The following is a 23,801-nucleotide window of genomic DNA, read 5'->3' as shown; positions in this document are numbered from 1 at the left end:
CCGCCCGCCCGACCCGGCGGCGGCGCGACACCCGGCCACCGGTGGCCGGCACCCGAGGAGCGGAGACGAGGAACAGCACATGAGCAACCCGTTCGCGGACCAGATCGCGCAGGCGATGGCGGACATGCAGACCGAGCTGGCCAGGGCCGAGGCCATGCAGCAGGAGATGAACGAGCTCACCGGCTCGGTCACCTCCAAGGACCGCATGGTCACCGTCAAGGTCGGCTCGCAGGGCCAGGTCGTCTCGATGACCTTCCACACCAACGACTACCGCGACATGGCCCCCGCCGAGCTCGCCAAGGTCCTCACCGACGTGCTCAACGAGGCCCGGGCCGACGTCGGCCGGCAGGTCGCCGAGCGCATCTCCCGGTTCGACGGGATCGGCGAGACGCTGCGGCTGTCGATGACCGGCGGCAGCGAGCTCGACGAGATCCTCGCACCGCTCTGGGCGATGCGCCCGGGCCACGAGGACGAGGAGAGGAAGAAGGCGAGGCCGGGCCGGCAGGAGGAGTTCCGTGGCTGACTCGGGGACCACCGCGAAGACGGCGATGCTCAAGAAGAGCTTCGCCGAGTTCTTCGAGCTGAAGGACTTCGTCACCCAGCTCAACACCGAGGCGACCCACATCAACGAGATCAACCTGCGGGTGGGCGGCAACGACGAGATCGGCAAGCAGTACCACGGCCAGGTCGACGACGGCACCAAGAACCTCTACGAGCTGATCGTGCGGATCGGCAGCACGCTGTCCTCGGTCGGCGAGAACGGCGAACTCCTGGCCGACACCCTCGACAAGGCGGGCGACCACGCCCGCGACCTCGCCAACGGCTTCTGATCCACCCGCAGCCGACGGCCCGACCCCGCGCACCGACCGGAAACGGCAGGCAGTCCCCGTGGCCCACTCCTCGATCGAGGTCAACGAATCGACCGCACGGTTCTTCACGATCATCACCGGCATGCCCTGGCCGGAGATCCGTGAGGGGGACCTGCGCGAGGTCCGGGACGCCTACGAGCAGCTGGCCAAGGAGATGCCCGAGCTGCGGGCGCTGATCGAGCGGGTCGCGGTCTCCTGCGCCCGGCAGTTCAAGGGCCAGGCCGCCACCTCGTTCGCCTACCAGATGAACTCGTTCATCGGCCGGACCGGCGGGGACGACTACGTGTCGGCGGCCGGCAAGACCGCCAAGGCGCTGGCGGACTGCGCCGGGGACGTGGCCAACGCGGTCGAGTACACCAAGTGGATGGCCATCGCCCAGCTGGTGCAGCTGCTGGTCGAGATCGCGCTGGCGATCTTCTGGGCGCCGTTCAGCTTCGGCACCAGCCTCTCCGGGCTGGTGCTCAAGAAGCTGCTCACCAAGGCCGCGTTGACGGCCCTGATGAAGTACCTGCTGAAGACGATCGCGATGCACACCTTCTCGGGCATCGTCGGCGGTCTGCTGATGGACGGCATCATCCAGAACCTCCAGATCGGCCAGGGCAACCGCAAGGAGATCGACAAGGAGTACACCAAGCAGGCGGTGCTGTTCGGCGTCATCGGCGGTGTCCTCGGCGGGCCGCTCGACCTGCTGGGCCTGGGCCTGGGCAAGCTGCTGGGCCGCCTGCTGGGCAGGAGCGGTGGCCGGCTGCTCGCGGACAAGCTCAGCGACTACCTGGTGGACGGCGAGCTGAAGAGCCTCAAGGGGACGCTGAAGACCGCCGCCGAGGCGGCCGCGGCGTCCGGCGAGAAGGGCGCGCTCGGCACGATCGGCAAGGAGACCTCCAAGGGCCTCGCCGACGAGGCCCTGAAGAAGACGCAGGCCCGCGCCTTCGCCCGGGACCTCGGCAACCTCATGGAGGCCTCCACCGAGCAGCTCCAGGCGGGCTTCGGCAAGACCACCAAGGGCTCGCTCGGCGACACCTTCGTCAAGGAGATGGAGAAGACCTTCGTCAAGCACCTGGGCGAGCAGCTCGGGAAGAAGGAGGCCGCGGCGCTCGGCCGCGAGCTGGGCGAGAAGTTCGCCGAGAAGTGGGTGGGCAAGGCGCGGCAGACCGTCCCGCTCAGGGGCGCGGCCAGCGAGGGCCTCGCCGAGGCGCTGGACACCGTCCTCCAGCAGGACGTCGCCAAGGGGCTGACCGCCCATCAGGTCAGTGCCCTGGGCAAGCACCTGCCGGACCTCGCCGACGGTCTGACGCAGGGCAACAAGATGTTCCAGCTCGGCCTGGGGCTCGGCAACTACATCCAGTCCGGCACCCAGAACGTGCTCAGCGAGGGCTTCTACAACCTCATCTTCGGCGAGAACCACGAGTTCACCGTCACCGCGGGCAGCTTCGTCGGCGGCATGATGACCGCGATGATGGGCCACGTCATGCACCTCGGCGCGGCGCCGCTGATGCACGGCTACGCCGACCTGGTCCAGCGGACCCAGTTCAAGGCCGTCGAGCAGGGGGCGTCCAAGTACTTCCCCCTCTACCACCCGATCAGCTTCGCCGCGATCGCCAGCATGGCGTCGGGCAAGATCGTGCCGTTCCCGGTGCCCCGGATGGGCCACCCGGAGGCCTTCGAGTTCGCCAGGGGCCTGCGCATCAACTCGCTGGACGACGTCGCGAAGGGTCTGTCGCACGCCTCGGGCATCGACGTCAGGACCCCGCCGGCCGACCCCGAAGTCGCCGAGTGGATGCAGCAGTTGCTGCCCTACGTCGATTTCGTGGCGGACGAGCGCGCCCGCGATCTCGCCGCGCTGCAGGAGTCGCTCACCCGGACCGTCGGCCACGGCACCGAGGACCTGCCGACGGCGCGCGAGGAGCGTGCCGGGGCGCCGGTGAAGGTCCAGTCGGACGACGACGCACCGTCCGTCGCGCCCAAGCCGCCGACGCAGGAGTCCGAGCAGAGGACGCCGGGGCACACGCCGCAGGAGCAGAAGGCGCCGGACCCGAAGGCGCAGGACCAGAAGTCCGCCGACCAGAGGGCCCCGGAGGCGCCGAAGCGGAGCACCCCGGGCCGCACGGGCACGGTGCCCCCGGTGTCGACGGAGTCCTCGGGCGACGCGGCGACCGCCCCCCGCCGGCGGACCGGCACGACGGACGAGGCCACCACCGAGCGGACCACCACCGAGCGGACCGCCACCGCGACCTCCTCCGCACGCGTCCCCACCGCCTCCACCGACCACGCGGTCCCGCACCGCACCGCCCAGGACCTTCCCGCCGGAACCGACGGGTCCGGCCGCCACGCGGTGCAGGAGCCGGCGCCTCCGGCCCCCCGGCCGACCACGAGCCTGGCCTCGGCGCTGCTCGGCCAGGACACCGCGCCGAGCCGGGCGACCGACGACGCCGCGCCGCCCCGGACCCCCGTCGGCGACGAGACCGCCCCCGCCCCGGGCGAGCGCGCCAACCCGAGGGCGCCGCAGCCGCAGCCGCAGCCGGACGCCGACGTGCCCGTGCCGCCGCCCACCCCCGCCGGCGACACCGCCGCGGCCGCCCCGGACGCCCCGGTCGCGCAGGAAACCCCGGCGCCGCCGCTCCGGTCCGGCCCGGACAACCCCTGGCACCCCGCCGAACCGGACGGCACCTTCCGGGGCGCCCCGCGCCGCCCGCCGGCCCCCGCGAGCGGCCAGTGGCAGGAGGTGCTGCCCAACGGCACGGTCCGCGTCCACCGGGCGGAGCTGGACGCCGCCGTCCGGCCGGGCGCGCCGGCCTCGGCGTTCCCCTCGCGGTGGAGCCGCTCCGTGCTCGACCCCGGCGCCGTCTACTACCCCAAGGGCTGGACCGCGACCCAGCTCCGGCACCACGTCACCACCGCGCTCGCCGACCCGATCCTCCAGCGGGAGGCGAACGGCGTCCACTACCGGCTGGGCCGGTCGGGCGGCGTCTGGATCGAGGGCATGTACCTGCCGGACGGCGGCTTCCTCGGCCACCGCCCGGCCCCGTACCAGTCGCTCCAGAACCCCCGCTACGACGCCCCGGGAACACTGACGGCGAGCCGCGGCGAGGAGGTGCGCCCGCCCGGCCTCGGGCCGGTGCAGGTCCGCCGCGACCTCATGCACGACGGGGCGGAGAGCCTCGAAGTCACCGCCCGGGTCAAGCTGGTGGGCGGCGAGCAGATGACGCAGCAGGAGCTGCTGCGCGCCCGGGCGCGGCTGGAGCGGGCCGCCTCGGAGTTCGCGGCCGGACCGGGGGAGGGCGGGGCCCGCACCCGCCTCCGGCTGGAGTTCACCCAGGACGGCGACGCCGTCGAGGTCCGCCTCGCCCCCGGCCAGGACCCGACCCTCCGGCAGGCCGTGCCGCGGCTGCACGAGCGGGCCGACGCCGACGGGCCGGCCGCGACCCTCGCCGCACTGAAGCAGCAGGCGCCCCCGCCCCCGGAGACCGTCACCGGCGGCCCGCGGATGCTCGCCGGCCGGAAGTCGCTGTTCGAGCCGTCGGTGTGGGACGACCCGACCCGGGGCCGCCACCTGCCGCGCGAGTGGACCGCCGACGAGGCCCGCTACGCCGCGAGCGTCGTCGCGGGCTCGGCGCACCGCGTCCCGGCCGGACCGGTGCCGCCCGGCGGCAGCACCGCGCCCGAGCTGCGTCACGGCACCTTCGCCGGGGTGAAGCTCACGGTGCGGGTGGAGAACGGGCTCATCACCGACTTCTGGGGCCGGCCGGACCAGCGGATGCCCGACCAGCTGGCCGCGCCCCGGCCGGAACAGCACCAGGTGCTCGGGACCCACCGGGTCCGCCCGCCCCGGGACGCCCTCGAACGGACCATGGACGAGCGGGTGCTGCAGCGCTTCCTGGTGAGCCGGATCAGGCTCGCCGACGGCGACACCGAGTCGCAGGTCACCGTCCGGGTGCACCTGGACACCTCGGCGCTGGACCTCACGGACCAGGACACCGCGAAGCGCTTCAAGGAGCTGGTCAAGCGGACCCGGACCGGGGTCTCGGAGGTCTACGACATCGGCCAGCGGCTGCCCAGCGGCGACCGCCTGCGGGTGCGGGTCGAGTTCGTCACCGACCCGGCCAAGGCGCACCACACCGTGCAGGTCCACGCCCAGCAGGACCGCGCGGACCACCGGACCTGGGGCCTGAACACCTCGGCCGTCGTCGCCGCCCACGAGGTCGGCCACATGCTGGGGCTGGCGGACGAGTACCGCGAGCGCTCCGACGGCGCCAAGTTCCGCCCGGTCTACCTCGACGGCGGGCTGCTGGGCTCCTACATCCGCGACGGCTTCGACCGGCCCGTCATCGACATGGACAACCTGCCCGGCGGCCCGGTCACCACCCACCCGCAGCCGGTGCTGCGCGCCCGCAACCTGCGGCACCTGGGCGGCGTGATCGACCAGGTCTTCGGCGCCGACCGGGGGCCCGGTCCGGAGAGCACCCACCCGTCGCGGCCCCGGATGAACCCGGACGCCCGGCGCATCGCGCTGCACGGCAGCCTGAACCGCGACAGCATGCGGTTGCCGGGCGGCGGACGCGACGGCGGGGGCCACCTGTTCCCGCCGCCCGGCTCCGGCGATCCGCGGCCGACCAGGATCCCGGGCTCGGAGAACCGCAACGGCACCTTCCGGGTCCTCGGCGGCCCGGCCGACGGCGTGGGCGCCGGTCAGCACCGGCTGGCGGGCGAGCTGGACGTGTCGGCGGCGGTCCGGGCCCGCGGGCGCACCATGTTCCCCGAGCACTGGTCGGCCGACGACGCGACCTACGCGGCCGAGCAGGCCTACCAGCACGCCCGCCGCCGGGGCGACGGGGCGTTCACCGAGTCCGGTCCGAACTCCTGGACGTGGACCGGCGAGTACGGCGGGGTGCGGATCGACGGGCGGATCGAGGTCCGCACCGAGCAGGGCCCCCGCGGCCCGGTCCGGGTGGCGGAGATCGTCGCCTTCAAGCCGTCCGACGACCAGGGCGGACTCGGCCCCGCCCCGCACCTGCCCTGGCACCCGCAGCCCGACACCTTCGACCAGCGGGCCGCGGACGTGCTGCGCTACGGCGACCGCCGGACCCTGAGCGGCGTCCACCACCAGCCGCCGAGCCAGTCCGGGGCCGTGGGGTCGGCCTCGCCCGACGGGCAGCTGGCCGGCCGGCGGATGGGCGTCAGGATCGGCGCCCACACGTCGGTCCACCCCAACGGGACCTACCGCGCCACCGTCTGGTACCTCGACCCGGCGGTGAACCCGGCCGCCCCGATGGCGGCGTTCGACTCACGCTGGTTCAAGCGCGCGGACCACCCGCTCAACACCTTCTACCCGGAGAACTGGCGGCCCGCGCTGGTCCTCCGGGCCGTCGACGCGGCCTACACGGCCCGCGACCGGGCGGGCGACCGCGTCGTCGACGGCGCGGTCCACTGGACCGGCATCGGCGAGGGCGTCCGGATCGAGGGGATCACCCGCGACGGCCGGCACGTGGCGCACCGTCCGGCGGACGAGCAGCCCGGTGTCGTCCTGCCGCCGGACGCGCCGAGGTCCGCGCCGCTCACCGAGCCCGGGCTGCCCGGGACCGGCAGGCGTCCGGCCGTCACCTCCGGCATGCCGCCCGGCACGGTGCCCGACGACGCGTTCAGCCCGCACCTGAGCGCCGACGCCGGGCGCGGCCTGCCCGCGCAGTGGACGGCCGAGGAACAGCGCCACGCCGTGCACAAGGGCCGCAGGCTCGGCGACGACACGGCTCTCGACGACGGCGGCACCCGCGGCACGGTGGTCTTCGCCGGCGTCGAGATCACCGTGCTGCGGGACGCGGACGGCAAGGTCACCGACTTCTCGGTCCGGGACGGCCACACCCCGCCCGCCCAGCTCGACGTGCCGGTGCCCGAGCGCGGCACCCGCCGGCCGAAGGCCCCCGCCGGTGGTGCGGAACAGCCCCGCCGCGCGCCGCACGACCCCGGGTCGGAGGAGGACTCCGACACCTCCTCGCGGCGCGGCGAGGACGAGGACTCCGAGGACGGCTCCGAGGAGGCCGACGACGCGATGTCCGAGGTGTCCCGCGCGGACACCCTGGACCTCATCGCCGAGGACGAGTCGATGGAGTGGGACGGCACCTTCGACGACGCCCACCCGGCCACCGGGCAGATGGACCTCGACCAGCCCCTGCCGCAGCCGCCGCGCCGGGTGCGCCCGGCCGACGAGGCACCGGCACCGGACCTGCGGTTCGCCGAGCTCCGCGACCCGGTCGAGGTCCGCCCGCCCGCCGACCCGGCGCGCCACCTCAGCGACTCCACCTTCCTGCGCCGCTTCCAGGTCGCCCGCGGCGTCCTGGTGGACGGCCGCCCGGCGGTCGAGCTCGTGGTGCGGATCCACCTCGACGCCGCGGGCCTGCCGCACACCCCGGACCGCGACCGGGCCGTCCAGGAGCTGCAGGAACGCGCACAGCGCGGGATCGACCGCTACTACAACACCGGGCACCGGCTGCCGAACGGCGACATCCTGGTCACCCGGGTCGAGTTCGTCGACGCCGACCGGGCGCACCACCGGGTCGAGGTCCTGGAGGGGACCGGGCGCGAGGCCCAGGACGAGTGGCACCTGGGCAGCACCGAACGGACCCTGGCGCACGAGTTCGGCCATCTGCTCGGCCTGCCCGACGAGTACCGGGAGCGGCGCGTCCGCGAGGAGGGGACCGACGGGAACGGCGACACCGTCGTCGTCGAGGACCCGATCCACCCCCGGCCGGTCACGGCCGACGCCAGCCTGATGGGCAGCGCCACGCGGACCCGCGGGCGGGTCCGGTTCGACCAGGACGCGGGGCTCATGTCGGACGGGACCGTCGTGCCCGACGCGCTCGCGCCGCGGCACCTGCGGGAGCTGGGCCGGGCGATCGAGGACGCGCTCGGTCCGGGGCCGGGGGCGCCGGTGAGGGGTGACCTGCCGCGTCGGGCCGCCTTCGGGCGGGACGCCCTGCAGACGTCGACCTTCGGTGACACCCGCAACCCGGGTGGCCATCTGCTGCCTCCGGCGGGTTCGGACCGTACGGGGCCGGGGCGGGTGCTGCGGGTGGAGCGCAACGGTGTGCTGGTGGCCGACTTCTCGGGGGAGGGTGTCTCGACCCTGCCGAGGCCCCGGCGGCTGGACGCGGTCTCGGCGGCCGCGGACGACCTGATCGTTCCCGGCAGCGGCCGGCGCCGGATGTTCCCGCGCAACTGGACCAGTGAGGACGCGGTGTACGCGGCGGAGCAGGCGTACCTGCACGCCCTGGGCACCAATGACATCGTGCACCTGGGCGGCAGCCGTCACCGGTGGACCGGTGAGTACGCCGGGGTCCGGATCGAGGGTGAGATCCGCGCCGGGGAGTTCCTCTCCTTCCGCCCGTCGGACCGTCAGCCGGACGTCGACCCGCCGCGCCACGCCCCCCACCGCCACGACCTCGACGGCGTCTTCGGCGCGTTCGGCCAGCGCGCCGAGGACATCGCGCGCTACGGCGACCGCCAGCACCTCACCGGACTGCACCACGAGCTCGGCCTCTCCCCGGCCGACGCGCAGAGCGCGCTGCGGGCCCACGGCGCCCGGATCGTCGAGACCAGCCCGCCGATCCACAACGGCACCTACCGGGCCCGGGCCGCCTTCCTCGACCCGACCGTCGCGCCGACCTCCCCGCTCGCCGACTTCCCGACCCGCTGGCGCTTCCGCAGCTCCGGGACCGGGCGCACCATGTACCCGCGGACCTGGACGGCCGACGGCCTGTCCGTCGCCGTCGACGCCGCGCACGACAGCGTCCCCGTCGAGCGGCGGATCTACCGGGCGGACGGCCGGACCTACCACTGGGCGGGCGAGGCCTACGGCGTCCGCATCGAGGGGCTCTCCCGCGACGGCCTGCACCTGGCCCACCGCCCGTCCGACATCCAGCCCATGGCGGAATGGCAGCCCCGTCGCGAGGTGGGCAGCTCCCCGGACACCCGGGTCTGGCTGGGCACCCAGCCGCTGTCGGTCGCCCGGGTGCTGTTCGACTCCGGGCAGGAGGGCCTGCGGATCACCGTGCCGGTGCGCACGGTCGTCGACGGCCCGCTGCCGGCCCACATGCCCCTGCTCGCCCGGGCCGAGATGCAGCACCGGGTGGACACCTACGTCCGGGAGCGGATGCTGGAGGCGGCCGGGCCCGGCGGACAGCCCCGGCTGGTCACCGTCCGGCTCGACTTCGACCCGCCGCACGGCGAGGTCTTCTCCTCCATGCTGCTGCGCCCCGACGGCCTGTCGGACGCGGAATCCCTCCTGGGCCCGCTGGCCCTCTCCGGCCCGCACCGCGTGTTCGCCTGGCAGACCCGGGAACTGGGCAACCTCGCGACCCCGGTCGAGCAGCTGCTCGCCGTGCACGGGGGGCCGCGCGTCCCCACCGACCTGCGCGAACCCGGCCCGCTGCGGGAGAACGAGCAGCCGCCCGCCGTCGTCCCCGGCTGGGACCAGCAGAGCGTGCGGCACCTGGCGAACATGGACGTGCGGTTCAGCGAGCGGGCGCTCGCCGCCGACCCGCGCGACCTGCCCGCCGACCGGAGCCTGCCCCACGAGTGGAACGCCCTCGACAGCCGCTGGGCCGCGCTGCGGATCCTGGAGGACCACGAGCGCCGGCACGGCTCGACCGTCGGCGAGATCGTCCGCGGCACCATCGGCGACGTCATGGTCGAGGTCCACGTCGAGGACGCCCAGATCGTCCGCGTCACCGGTGTCGGGGACCAGCGCGGGCTGCCGCAGCTGCACGTGCCGCCGTTCGTCCCCGACCCCGGCGCGGGGCCGCACCACACCAGCTCCGAGACGGCGGCCCCGCGCCGGGCCGGGGCCTCCGCCTGGCAGTCCGCCGACCTCGACGGCACGGTGACCGGCGCCCCGCGCCGCCCGCCCGCCACGGTGGGCGACCAACTGCGGACCGTCCTGCCCGGCGGCGCGGTCCGGATCGCCGCCGTGCACCTGGACCCGGCGGTCGGCCACGGTGCCCCGGCCGCGCAGCTCCCCTCCCGCTGGCACCGCTCCGCGCTCGACCCCGGCACCGTGTACTACCCCGAGCACTGGGGCGAGGCCGATCTCGCCGCGCACGTCACCGCCGCGCTCGGCCACCCCGTCCTCGTCCGTCACGAGGGCGACGGCTCGCGGGTGGTGCTCGGCGAGTCCGAGGGCGTCTGGATCGAGGGCCGGTTCGGGCCCGACGGCACCCTCTACTACCACCGCCCCGCCCCGTACCAGGGCTACGACAACCCGGACTACCACGGCCCCGCCGCGACGACGGCCCGCCGGGGCGAGGACGTCGCGCTGAACGGCCTCGGGCCGGTGCGGGTCCGCCGCGACCTCATGTTCGACGGCTCGGAGGTCCTGCGGGTCACCGCCCGGGTCCGGCTGGTGGGCACGGAGGGCACCACCGCCGCCGACCTGCGGCAGGCCCAGGCCGCGCTGCGGGCGTCCGCCGAGGAGTACCTGGACGGCCACCGGGCCGGCAGCCCCACCCGCCTGGAACTCCGGCTGGAGTTCACCCGGGACACCGACGCCACCGAGGTCCGGCTCGTGCCCGGGCAGGACCCCACCGTCCAGCAGGCCGTGCCCCGGCTGCACGAGGCCGCGGGCACCGGCCGGCTGGCCGAGGTCCTGGCCTCCGAGCGGCAGCCCCAGGCGCCGGAACCGCCGCGCACCGTGTCCGGCGAGGGGATGCTCGACGGCCGTCGGCAGTTCTTCACGGCCGACGCCTGGGACCACCCGACCGAGGGCCGCAACCTGCCGCGCGAGTGGACCGCCGACGAGGCCCGCTACGCCGCGAGCGTGGTCGCGGGCTCGGCGCACCGCGTCCCGGCTGGACCGGTGCCGCCCGGCGGCACCGCCGCGCCCGAGCTGCGCCACGGCACCTTCGGCGGGGTGCGGCTGACGGTGCGGACGGAGAACGGCCGCATCACCGACTTCTGGGGCCAGCCGGACCAGCGCATGCCGCAGCAGCTGACCGGCCGCCGCCCCGAGCCGCACCAGCTGCTCGCGACCCGGGAGGTCCGCCCACCGACGGACCCCTTCGACCACGCCCTGGACGCCCGTGAGCTCCAGCGGTTCTCGGTGAGCCGGATCAGGCTCGCCGACGGTGACACCGAGTCGGTGGTGACCGTCCGGGTGCACCTGGACGTCAGCCGGCTGGACCTGGCGGACCCGCGCACCGTGCGCCGGCTCGACGAACTGGTCGACCGGGCCCGTGCCGGGCTGGCCGAGACCCACAACGGCGACCAGCGGCTGCCCAGCGGCGACCGGCTGCGGGTACGGGTGGAGTTCGTGCCCGACCCCGCCGCCGCGCACCGCACCGTCGAGGTCCACCCGGACCCGATCCGGGCCGGCCACGACCGGTGGGACCTCGGAACCCCGGCCACGACCCTGGTCCACGAGCTCGGCCACCACCTCGGACTGGCCGACGAGTACCGGGAGAGCACCTCCCGCCCCGACCGCCGCCGCCCGGTCGCCCTCGACGGCGGCCTGATGAGCTCCTACACCCGCGACCGCCGCCACCGGACCGCCGTCGACACCAACTACCGGGCGTCCGTCCCGGGCGTCCCCGACCCCCGCCCGGTCCTGCGCGCGCGCAACCTGTGGCAGCTGGGCTCCGTGATCGACACCGCCTTCGGCACGGACCGCGGGCCCGCCGGGGACGGCACCCGCCCGCCGCGGCCCCGGGTGAACGCGGACGCCCGGCGCATCGCGCTGTACGGCGACCTCGGCGGCACCGGCCGGCGCACCTTCGGCGGCGGGCGCGACGGCGGCGGCCACCTGTTCCCGCCACCCGGCGCCGACCGGCCGCAGCCGACCCGGATCCCGGGCTCGGAGAACCGCAACGGCACCTTCCGGGTGTTCGGCGGCCCGGCCGACGGCGTGGGCGCCGACCCGGCCGGGCCGGCGGGCGACCTGGACGTGTCGGCGGCGGCCCGGGCCCGGGGGCGCACCATGTTCCCGGAGCACTGGTCGGCCGACGACGCGGTCTACGCGGCGGAACAGGCCTACCAGCACGCGCTGCGCCGGGGCGGTGACGCGTTCACCGAGCGCGGCCCGAACTCCTGGACGTGGACCGGCGAGTACGGCGGCGTGCGGATCGAGGGCCGGGTCGACCTGCGGGCCGAGCACCGGGCCGAGGGCCACCGGGTCGAGGTCCCCGAGATCGTCGCCTTCCGCCCGTCCGACGACCAGAGCGGTCTGGGCGTGGCCTCGCACCTTCCGTGGCACCCGTTCCCGACCGGCTTCGACCATCGGTCCGGCGACCTGGTGCGCTACGGCGACCGGCAGACCCTCACCGGCGTCCACCACCAGCCGCCGGAGCGGTCCTGGGCCGGTGACGGGACCGCCTCCCTGGTCGACCAGGCCGGCCAGCGCCGGGGCATCCGGATCGGGACCCCCTTCGCCGCCCACCCCAACGGGACCTACCGCGCCCAGGTCTGGTTCCTCGACCCGGTGGTCGCTCCGCGGGCCCCGGCGGAGGCGTTCCCGTCCCGCTGGCACGTGCGCGCCGACAGCCCGTCCAACACCTTCTACCCGCGGGAGTGGCACGCCGACCACGTCCTGGACGCCGTCGAGGAGGCCCACCGCAACCGCGACCGGGCCGACGACCGCCGGGTGAACGGCGCCGTCCACTGGACCGGTGTCAGCGACGACGGCGTCCGGATCGAGGGCCTCACCCGGGACGGCCGGCACCTGATCCACCGTCCGACGGACGACCAGCCCGGTGTCGTCCTGCCGCCGGACGCGCCGAGGTCCGCCCCGCTCACCGAGCCGACGGCCTCCGGCGCCGGCCGGCGCCCCGCCACCATCGACGCGATGTCCCTCAGCCCGGTGCCGCCCGGCCACGTCAGCCCGGAGCTGCGCGCCGACGCCGGTCGCGGCCTGCCCCGGGAGTGGACGGCGGCGGAGCGCCTCTTCGCGGCCGCCAACGGCCGGCGGACGGGGGAGGAGGAACTGGTCGAGGGCGGGTTCCGGGTGCGGGTGGTCTTCGCCGGTGCCGAGATCACCGTGATGCGGGACGAGCAGTACCGGATCGTCGACTTCGCCCTCGTCGAGGGCCACACCCCACCGCCCCAGTTCACCGTCCGGCTGCCGGAGCGCGGCACCGGACGCCAGGTCGTCCCGGGCCCGGCCGAGCGGCTGTTCGCGCCCGGCCCGCCGGAGTCGGACGGCGGTTCGCCGCCGCGCACCCCGGGGGGCGAGGACGGCACCTGGCCGAGGACGCCGGGTGACGACAGCGACGGGTGGCCCACCACGCCCGGTTACGACGGCGGGTCGCTGCCGCGCACGCCCGGCTACGACGGCGGGTCGCTGCCGCGCACGCTCGGTTACGACGGCGGTTCGCTGCCGCGCACCCCGGGGGGCGAGGACGAGTCCGGTCCCTTCGACGGCCGTCACCGCGTCGACGAGGACGAGGCCATGGACCTGGACCTGGACCGGGAGCCCGGGGACGAGGACATGGAGTCGGTGCACGACGGCTCCGACACCCGGTCCGTGGACATGGAGTCGGTCCACGACACCGACACCGACGCCGACGCCGACATGGACTCCCGCCCGGACAGCGACGGTGCGCCGGGCCGGGTGCGCCCGGCCCACGAGGCGCCGCCGCCGAACCTGGCGATCGTCCGGGTCCTGCGGACGGTCGAGGTCGAGGCGCCGGCCGACCCGGCGCTGCACAGCAGCACGGCGACCCGCCTCCGCGGCTTCCAGGCCAACCGCGCCGTCCTGGTGGACGGCCGGCCGGCGGTCGAGGTCGTGGTGCGGATCCACCTCGACACCTCCGGCCTGCCGGCCGGCGAGGACCACAGCGCGGCCCTGCGGAACCTGCGCCGGCGCGCCCGGCAGGGCGTCGACGAGTACTACAACACCGGCCACCGCCTTCCCGACGGCGATGCCCTGGTGGTGCGGGTCGAGTTCACCGACGACCCGGGCCGGGCGCACCACCAGGTGGAGGTCCGGACCCCCGCCCCGGGGGAACGGATCCGCGAGCACTCGGGCCTCTGGGGCCTGGACACCGAACGGACCGTGCTGGCGCACGAGTTCGGCCACCTGCTCGGCCTGCCCGACGAGTACCGGGAGCGGCGCGTCCGGGTGGAGACGACCGACGAGGACGGCGAGTCCTCGGTCGTGGTGCGGGAGATCCGCCCCCGGCCCTCGCACCTCGACGGCACCTTGATGGGCGGCACCCACGCCGGCAACAACCGGATCCGCTTCGACCAGGACGCCGGGATCATCTCCGACGACACGGACTTCCGGTTCACGCTCGCGCCGCGGCACCTGCGGGAGCTGGGCCGGGCGATCGAGGACGCCTTCGGTCCGGAGACGGGGCCGGGGGCGCCGGTGCGGGGTGACCTGCCGCGTCGGGCCGCCTTCGGGCGGGACGCCCTGCAGACGTCGACCTTCGGTGACACCCGTAACCCGGGTGGCCATCTGCTGCCTCCGGCGGGTTCGGACCGTACGGGGCCGGGGCGGGTGCTGCGGGTGGAGCGCAACGGTGTGGTGGTGGCCGACTTCTCGGGGGAGGGTGCCTCGACCCTGCCGAGGCCCCGGCGGCTGGACGCGGTCTCGGCGGCCGCGGACGACCTGATCGTTCCCGGGAGCGGCCGGCGCCGGATGTTCCCGCGCAACTGGACCAGTGAGGACGCGGTGTACGCGGCGGAGCAGGCGTACCTGCACGCCCTGGGCACCAATGACATCGTGCACCTGGGCGGCAGCCGTCACCGGTGGACCGGTGAGTACGCCGGGGTCCGGATCGAGGGCGAGATCCGCGCCGGGGAGTTCCTCTCCTTCCGCCCGAGCGACGAGCAGCCGGACGTCGACCCGCCGCGCCACGCCCCCCACCGCCCCACCCCCGACGATCCCGCCCGGGGCTACGGGACGTTCGGCCAGCGCGCCGAGGACATCGCGCGCTACGGCGACCGCCGGAACCTCACCGGGCTGCACCACGAGCTCGGCCTCCCGCCGGCCGACGCGCAGAGCGCACTGCTGGCCCACGGCGCCCGGATCGTCGAGACCGAGCCCCCGATCCACAACGGCACCTACCGGGCCCGGGCCGCCTTCCTCGACCCGACCGTCGCGCCGACCTCCCCGCTCGCCGACTTCCCGACCCGCTGGCGGGTCCGGGACGACGACGACGGCCTGCGCACCATGTACCCGCGGAGCTGGTCCTCCGCGGAACTGCTGGACCGCGTCGACGAGGCGCACGACAGCGTCCCCGTCGAGCGGCGGGTCCTCCTGGAGGACGGCCGGACGTACTACTGGGTGGGCGAGGCCGACGGCGTCCGCATCGAGGGGCTCTCCCGCGACGGTGCCCACCTGGCCCACCGCCCGGCCGCGGACCAGCCCGCGCCGCCCCTGCGGGCCTGGGACGACCACCGGGTGCGGCACACCGCCCGGGGCCCCGAACTCGACCTGGACGGCCGCACGCTGACCGTCTCCCGGGTGCTGTTCGACTCCGGACAGCTGGGCCTGGAGATCGTCCTCCCCGTCAACGTGACCGTCGAGGGCCACCTGACCACCGCCGAACGGCACGCCGCCACCGGCGAACTCCAGCGCCGGGTGGACGCCTACGTCCGCGAGCGCGTGCGGGAGACCGCGGACGCCGACGGAATGCCGGAGGCCCTGGTCAGCGTCCGCCTCGACTTCCACGAGGACCACCCGGACCCCTACGCCCGGGTGATCGTCGACCGGGACTCCCTGCCGGAGCCCGCCGAGCTGCTGGTGGTCGACACCGCCGAGAGCCTGCGGCTCCTGCTCGGTCCGCTCGCCCACCGCGACGACCTCGACGTGTTCAACGAGACGGCCTCCCGCCTGGAGGAGTCCGCCCCCACCCGGGTGGACGTGCTCGCGGACCTGCACACCACCGAGGGCGCCCCGCGCGTCCCCGCGGACCTGCGCGAACCCGGCCCGCTGCGGCCGGGCGAGCAGCCGCCCGCCGTCACCGCCGGGACGGACCGGCAGACCCAGCGGGCCGTCGACGCCATGGACTTCCGGTTCACCCGGACGGCCCTGGACCTGGACCCGCGCGGCCTGCCCGCCGACCAGAGCCTGCCCCGCGAATGGACCGCCCGCGACGCGCGCTGGGCGGTGTCCCGGCTCGTCGAGCGCCACGGGCTCGGCCCGCGGGACACCGCCGTGATCTACGACGAGTTCCACGGCGTCCACCTGGAGATCGAGGTCGTCGACGGCCGGATCATCTCCTACCGCGGCATCGGCGACCAGCGGGACCTCCCGCAGCTCCACGTACCGCCGCTCGCGCCGGCCCCCGGAGCGTTCCCCACCTCCCAGCAGCACCCCGGCCCGCCCGCCGACGACGCCCCGGTGAGTGCCGTCGGCCTCGTCGCCCGCAACGCCGTCCGGCCGGACGAGGAGCCGGCCGGTGCGTCGATGCTGCGCGCCCTCGTCGAGGACGACCCGGGGCTGCTGCGGCGGCTGTTCGGCGACGAGGAGGCCGGGCGGCTGGCCGCCGAACCGGCCGCCGCGGAACGGGCGTTGCAGGAGCTGGTCGAGGCACGGTTCCGGGACGAGCCGGAGCTGGGGCGGGAGGCGTACGAGCTGTACACCGCCTGGGCCCGCCGGACGGGGTACGAGCCGGTGGACTGGACGGTCTTCGTGCAGGATCCGCACCGACAGCTCGCCGCCCACCGGGAGCAGGGCTGGGAGGGCGTGCACGACCCGCGCACCGTGCGGGACGCCTTCGCCGTGCTCACGGCCGCCGCGCTGGACCTGCGGGTCAGCCTGGTGGAGGTCCGGAACGAGCACGAGACGGTCCTGGAGTTCGGCCCCGCGGGCGGGCGCCCGGTCCGGCTCGACCACGACGAGCGCGAGGGCTACTCGACCGTCGCCGCCGCCGAGCGCCGCCAGGAGCACGAACGCCTCCTGCGGGAGACGGCCGAGGAGGCGTCCGAGGTGCGGCGCCGCGCCGAGGAGAAGCGCAGGGCCGACGAGGAGGCGGAGGCGAAGTCCACGGCCGACGAGGACGAGGCCGTGCGCCGCCCGTCCGACGAGGACGAGGACGAGGTCGAGGTCGTGCGCCGCCCGTCCGACGAGGACGAGGACTCCGAGGACGAGCCGAGGACGCCCGAGCAACTGGAGGAAGCGCGGCGCCGCGCCGCGGAGATCCGCGAGGGGAAGCGCGTCGCGCGGGACGGCGGCGAGGGCTCCGGCCTCCCGAACGGGAACGAGGACGCCCTCCTTCCGAACGGGAACGAGAACCCCGGCGCCCCGGGCGGGAACGAGAACCTCACGATCGTCCCGGCACCGGTCCACGCCGCCGAGGCCCTCGTCGGCGCCGACGCCGTCGTCGACCCGGGCCCCCGGCCGCCGAAGTCCGTCCTCGACCGCGGAGTGCTCTCCGGCGCGCACATGGTGACCAGCCTCGGCGAGCCGGACACCGTGCTGGTCGCGAAGCTCGGCGCGAAGATCGAGGAGGCCCTCCCCGCCGGGACCCCGAACCGGGCGTCCTTCGCCCGGGCGCTCGCCGAGAGCGTCTTCAGCGGCACCAGCCTGCGCGCCCTCGTCTCGGCGCTGTCGCGCGGCGACGTCCTGCACATCCCGGTCGGGACCGACGCCCACCAGGGGACCATCACCCTGCGCGGCGAGGTGGCGGGCCTGGTGCACCACTCCCAGAAGGCGAAGTTCGAGTACGAGGGCGGCGGCGACCGGGTGGTGACGCTCGGCGGGACGAAGGGCGCGAGCCGCTCGTTCGGCCTGGGCATCCAGGGGCGGGGCGACGCCTTCAAGGTCGTGCGGGCGGCGCTGGACGCCTTCGGCGTCAACCGCGACCGGGCGCACGCCGACGAGCTGACGACCAGTTCGAAGTTCTTCTCGCGCGCCAAGACCACCGAGGTCACCGAGGTCTTCCGCGGGAAGCTGCTCGTCGACGTCGGCTACCGGCCCAAGGGCGAGCGGGAGACCGAGTCCCTGCCGCCCCGGCTGGACCCGGACGACGCACGGCTCCTGACGACGCCGCTGGAGGTCGGCGTCCCGCAGCGCGAGACCCGGCCCCCCGCCGAGTCCGACATCCGGGCGAACCTGCTGGGCGAGCTCGACCCGGCTCTGCTGGCGCAGAAGCGGCTGCACTCCTCGAACATCATGCTGGACGTCCACGTCAAGGGCGAGCCGCAGGTGCATGCGGCGGCGCGCCAGGCCGCCGGCGGGTCCACGGAGCTGGGGAACCTCGGCCCGCTGCGGACCGACGACCTGCCGACGCACCGGCAGGCCATGGTGGGCGTGGTCGAGGCGCTGCGCCGGAGCGTCCTCGACGAGAAGGAGGTCCACGAGCGGACCGTCCGCGAGCGGACCCCCGAGGACGACGCCGCTCTCGACGCCACCGCCCGCCGCGAGCGCGCCGACCGGGAGAAGGCCGCCGCCGAGCGGATCGCCCGGGCCGAGGAGGCGCTGGGGTTCCACGGGAGCACCCTGTCGGACCGGCTGGTGGCCGAGTTCGGCTTCCGGCGCCTCCAGCAGGACTTCAAGGGCCTGACGAACGGCGAGTCGGTGATCGTCCGGGTGCCCGGCAGCGACGTCTGGGCCGAGGTGAGGGCCGGCAGCCTCGGCATGCGCCTGGTGGCGACCACCAAGGACACCGAGTTCAACACCGGCGCCGGCTCGGTCGTGACCCGGCTCCGGCGCAAGGTGGTGAGCGGCTTCCTGCAGCTCCAGGGCGGCGGCCGGATCGGCACCGACGAGGTGAACGTCTCCGCCGGCTTCGGGAAGCGGTGGGGCCGGGACAAGGTCGTCGTGACGGGCCGCACGCTGGAGACCGCGGTCACCACCAAGACCAAGGAGAACGGCGCGGTCCTCGACGGGGACGGCTACCTGGAGGTGGTCGTCCACCGGGGGGACGAGCGGCTGGGCGACCCGGTCCGGGTGCCGCTCGGGTTCCGGACGCTGATGCCGCAGTCGGACCTGCTGGTGAACGAGGTGACGGCGGCCCCCGTGCCCGGGCGCCGGCGCCTGCCGGAGTCCGCCGTCATCCGCGACATCGGCCCGCTCGACGACGTCCGCCGGACGCTGGAGGAGACCGGCAAGCGGCGGTACGGGAACCTGTGGCCGCAGATCCGCGCGGAGGTGATGCAGGTCCTCACCCAGCCCTCGCTGGCCTCCAAGCTCGGCGCGATGAGCCGCGGGGACGCGTTCGAGCTGACCGCCTTCGACCGGGACAAGCTGACCGGTGCGCTCGCCGCGCTGGCGCAGCGCGGCGTCAAGGTGACCGTCAGGGCCGAGCTCGTCGACACCCAGCTGGTCCGGCGGAGCAAGGCCGCCGACCTCAGCCGGCAGAACGAGTCCAGCTCCTTCACCACGGAGCAGCGGTACACCAGCCGGTTCGACATCAAGCAGGGGGCCGTCGGCTACGCCCCGGTCCGGGAGATGCCCGCCGGCCAGGTGCAGCTCAGCCAGGAGATCAGGGTCCGCGGCGGCGTCCGCTCCGACGCCAACGACAAGCTCTACGCGAACAGCAAGATGCGCGAGGAGCAGGACGTCCACCGCGGGACGATGAGGCTGACGGTGGTCCTGGAGGGCGGCCTGCACGACACGCCCCCCGTCACCGGGGACATCAGCGCCGAGTACAGCGTGAAGGCCCACACCAGGGCGGCGACCGACACCCCGACCGTCCTGCCGCGCAACGAGCTCGGCGCCGCCTCCGTGGTGGCCTTCCGGAACGACGAGGGCACGCCCGGCGGGGACCGGCTGTACCAGGACGTCCGCGCGGCGCTCAAGGACCGCTTCCAGTGGCGCGGGGGGGTCTCCGACTCGCTGGAGCGGACCCTGCGCGAGGAGCTGGGGGCGAACGCGATGCAGGCCAAGCTGTCCCAGCTCACCCGGGGCGGGGTGCTCAAGGTGCCGGTCGCCGGCCCGGGCTGGTCGGCCGAGGTGGTCGTCCGGGCCGCCCTGCGGTCGGAACCCGTCGTCAAGTACACGATCAACGGAGCCGAGTTCGAGGTCGGCACCCAGAACCGGACCGGCCACGGCGTCATGCGGGACATCCGGGACCGGGTCACCGGCCTGCTCGGCCTGAGCGGCCGGGTGCGCAAGGAGCAGGGCGGCAATCCCGGAGTGACGCTGACCGGCGACTACTCCTACCGCCAGGAGACCGCCACCGGCGGCAACCTGCAGAGCTCCGGCACCGCCGTCAACCGGGCGAAGAACGTCTCCACGGCCGTGGTGTCCGACGCCGTGGTCGACTACCGGGTGGAGATCCACGGCTGGGCGGGCGGGCTGATCCCCAGCACGACGAAGCTCGGCCCGATCACCATGGAGGCGGAGGTCGTCACCCCGCAGTACGACGCGCCGACCGCAACCACGCTGCGCACCGTCCCGGACCGGGTCTGGCAGGACCACGTGCTCGGCTCCTCCGACGTGGTCACCAACGTGTACGTGCCCGGCAACCGGAACGCCGGGGAGGCGGCGGCCGACTTCGGGAAGGCCGTCCTGCGCGGCAACGGGGACCCGGGGGAGTTCGGCGGGCGGAACCTGGAGAAGTGGCTGCACGGGGCGGGCAGGTCCGGCCTGCGCCACAAGCTGTACGACGCGCTCGGCCCGGACAACCTGCACGACCAGCTCAAGGCCATGATGTCGGGACGCGAACTGGTGGTCGCGGACGGGGGCGTGACGGTCAGGATCGGCGCGTCCGTCAAGCGGCTGGCCCACACCGGGAACACCACGACCACCGAGTTCAACACCGGGACGCAGGTCGAGCACGGTCACTCGGCGGCCGACGGGGCGACCGGCGGCGGCACCGGCTCCGCCCAGCAGGTGCGCGGCGGCGTGGCGGTGTCGACCGGGCTGTTCTACGCCGGTGACACGTTGGCCGTCTCCACCGGCAACAGCACCCGCGAGACGTGGAACAACCGCACCGGCTCCGGCAACACCACCAAGGTGAAGCCCGTCGGCAACGTCTTCACCGGAGAGGCGAGCCTGCACTTCTCGGTCGAGTGGAGGGACCTGGTCAGCACCGAGGGCCGGCACGTCCTGGTCACCAAGCGGGCCTACTTCCGGCGCGAGCTGGGCATGGACGTGGTCATCGACGTCGCGGAGACCAGGGAGAACGTGCCGGGCAATCCGCCGGACAACCCGGGGAAGGTCTTCGACGCCGCCACCGCGCCGCGCGGGGCGGAGCTGCGCCGGGGACTGACCGACGACCTGCCGGTCGTCGGGGACACCGCGGCCCCGGGCGCCCAGGTGCCCCCCGCCCGGGTGTGGACGCACGGCCTGGCCGACACCGACGTGGTGCGCGCGGTCGGGATGACCCCGCACGCCCGGCAGCAACTGACGGAGGGCGCCGAGGCGTTCCTGGGATCGGGCGACTGGGACCGGATCCGCGGCATGGTGGAGGGGATGATCGACCCGGTGGCGCTCGCCAGCCGGCTCGTCACCCCGCACACCCCGCACGACCCCGCCGCTCCGGTGCCGGAGGGCGGCGTCGTGCCCCCGCGCCCCGACGAGCCGACCCTCAAGGACGGCCCGGGCAACTCCACCCTCGTGGTGGGCCGGACCGACCTGGCCGGCGACGTCCGGGTGGAGGTCCGGATGAAGGTCAGGGAACTGGAGTTCATCCGGACGGACAGCAGGACGGAGGCCAACCCGACCAACACGACCTCGGTCACCGACGGGATCCGGGCCCAGCGCGCGGTCCGCGTGGCCAACCGCCTCACCGCGGGCGGCGTCAGCCCCGACACCTTCGTGGCCGGTCTCGCCACCCTCCGCGGCGGCCTCTACGTCGACAACGCCTACGAGCACCGCACCGACATCGAGACGGTCGAGGGCGGCCAGATCGTCAACAACGCCAAGATCGCCACCACGACCGCCCGTTACCGGGGATTCGTCGAGGTGGAGGTGGTCTACCACAAGGACGGCAGGACCCTGCCCCGCAAGGAGCTCATGGCGGTCGAGATCGACATCCCCGTGGGCGACACCACCAGGGCCGACGTGCCGCACAACGCCTTCCTGCGCTTCGACGAGCAGACGCAGAACGGCGAACTCCGCCTGCACGGCGCGCCGCGGGACGCGCTGCCCACGGTGGCGCGGGCGCTGGGGCTGGACCTCGGCGAGGCGGACCACCACGCCCGGCTCCTGCGGGTCGGCCACGTCGCCCGGAAGCTGCTCCCCGAGTCGCTCACCGCCTCGGGCGAGCGGGGCGAGCGCTGGCTGCGGGGCCTGAACCGGATGATCGACCTGGCCGCGGACGGCGCGGACGGCACGCCCTTCGAGCGCCTGCGCGAGGCGGCCGGGCGCCGGTCGGTGCCGCCCGTGGAGCGGCGCCGTCTCCAGGACCTGGTCGAGCTGGCGGGCGCGGACGACACCCTGACGGTGGGGGACCTGAACGCCCACTGGGAGGTGCTGACCCAGCGGCAGTCGGAGCAGGAGCGGCTGCGGCAACGGCAGCCGGGCGTCCAGCAGCAGGACGGGGAGGGGCAGGCGCCGCAGCCGCCGAGGGAGCGGCAGCCGGACCTGAGCCTGCACCGGCCGACCGTTCCGGACGTCAGGCTGAGGGTCGTCGCCGGTGACGCGACGTCCATGTCCACGCTGCTCCGGGAGGTCCGGACGACCGTCCTCCAGGCGGACACGCTCCGGGCGAGGGCCCCCCGGGCGGAGGGCGACGACCGGCCGCCGCTGGTCGAGATCACCCTGGACGTGCCGCCGGGGCGGGCCCTGCGGGAGGCCCGCGCACTGGAACAGCGGCTGCGCGGGCTGGCCCGGGGGCTCGGGCACGAGGTGGACATGGTCGTCGTGGCCGGCACCACCACCGTGCCGCAGGCGGGCGGGGCCGCCCCGGGCCGGGCCACGGGCGCCGTGCACTCCTTCCGGCTCGGCAGCAGGCCGCCGGGCACCGAGGCGACGACCACCACGGTGCGGCGCGAGCCGGTGGACGGCGGCGGGGTGGTCCGGGACCTGGAGCAGGAGGCGCCTCGTGACCTCACGGTGGACGAGGTGGTGGAGGAGGGCGGGCGTCAGGAGTCGGTGGTGAACGAGGTGGTGGAGCAGGAAGCGCCTCGCGACCTCACCGTGCACGAGGCGGTCGAGGAGGGTGAGCGTCAGGAGCCGGTGGTGAACGAGGACCTGGACGCCGGAGTGATCCCCCCGCACCTGCCGCAGGACGACGCCGGACGGCTGGACCGGGCGACGCCGGAGCACCCGGAGCCCACGGGGCAGTCGCCGCACCTGGGGCAGCTGCCGCCGGTGCCGCCGGGCCGCCGGGCCGACCACGTGTCGGACGGTTCCTCGTCCTCGCGCTCCTCGCGGCGCAGCAGCGTCTCCTCGGAGGACCTGCCGAACGAGCAGGCGGGCCCGGGCGGTTCGACGGTGACGGCGCCGCGCCGGCCGCTCGACCCCTCGACCTTCTACCGCCACCCGGGCGAACGGCTGGGCGACGAGCCGGATCACGTGTCGGTCGACTCGGACCTGCCGGACCTGCCGGACCTGCCGGACCAGCCGAATCCGCCGCACGGGCGTGACGCCTCGGGCACCTCCTGGCGCACGGCCCGGCTGTACGAGGGCGAGGAGGACCTCTCCGATCCGCCGCACGGGCGCGACGCCTCGGGCACCTCCTGGCGCACGGCCCGGCTCTACGAGGGCGAGGAGGACTTCTACCGGCACCCGGGCGTGCGACTGGGGGACGACTCGGACAACGTGTCGGTCGACTCGGACCTGACGGATTCCCGCAGCGAGCGGTCGGACGACTCCTGGGTGGAGGTCCAGGCGCCCCCGGTGACCACCCCGCCGTCGCCGTTGCCGCCGCAGCACGCGCCCCTGGAGCCGCTGGACAGCCTGGAGGACAGCATCTTCGCCACCCTGACGCAGTCGGGCGACAACGGCGGGCAGGGCGCGTGAACCCCACGGCCGGGCCCGTCCGTAGTGACGGAGTGGGAGCACCCGAGGTCCTGTCGGCCGGGTGGTCCCTTCGACAGGGGACTGCATGCGAG

The 23,801-nt window shown here is 75.1% G+C and carries 3 protein-coding genes; all 3 read left to right on the top strand.

What is annotated here, in order from left to right; all coding sequences use genetic code 11:
* The first annotated feature begins 79 nt into the window (after window positions 1-79).
* Genes ACFVVL_RS00855 through ACFVVL_RS00845 form a run of 3 tightly spaced genes read left to right on the top strand, consistent with a single transcriptional unit; the run spans window position 80 to window position 23,709 of the window.
* On the top strand, window positions 80-523 hold the full coding sequence (locus ACFVVL_RS00855) for a YbaB/EbfC family nucleoid-associated protein (protein WP_380297859.1): 444 nt from the start codon (window positions 80-82) through the stop codon (window positions 521-523).
* Window positions 516-830 carry a hypothetical protein gene (locus ACFVVL_RS00850; protein WP_380297861.1) on the top strand — a complete coding sequence of 105 codons (315 nt, stop codon included), beginning with the start codon at window positions 516-518 and terminating at the stop codon, window positions 828-830. The genes ACFVVL_RS00855 and ACFVVL_RS00850 overlap by 8 nt, the downstream gene beginning before the upstream one ends.
* A 58-nt stretch (window positions 831-888) precedes the next feature.
* Entirely contained in the window at window positions 889-23,709 is a 22,821-nt protein-coding gene (locus tag ACFVVL_RS00845) for an EndoU domain-containing protein (protein ID WP_387670322.1), read from the top strand.
* Window positions 23,710-23,801 lie beyond the last annotated feature (92 nt).

The organism is Kitasatospora sp. NPDC058115 (genome assembly GCF_042884635.1).
Taxonomy (GTDB): domain Bacteria; phylum Actinomycetota; class Actinomycetes; order Streptomycetales; family Streptomycetaceae; genus Kitasatospora.
Note: the sequence above shows the minus strand (reverse complement) of the source record. Positions and strands in the feature narration are given on the sequence as shown.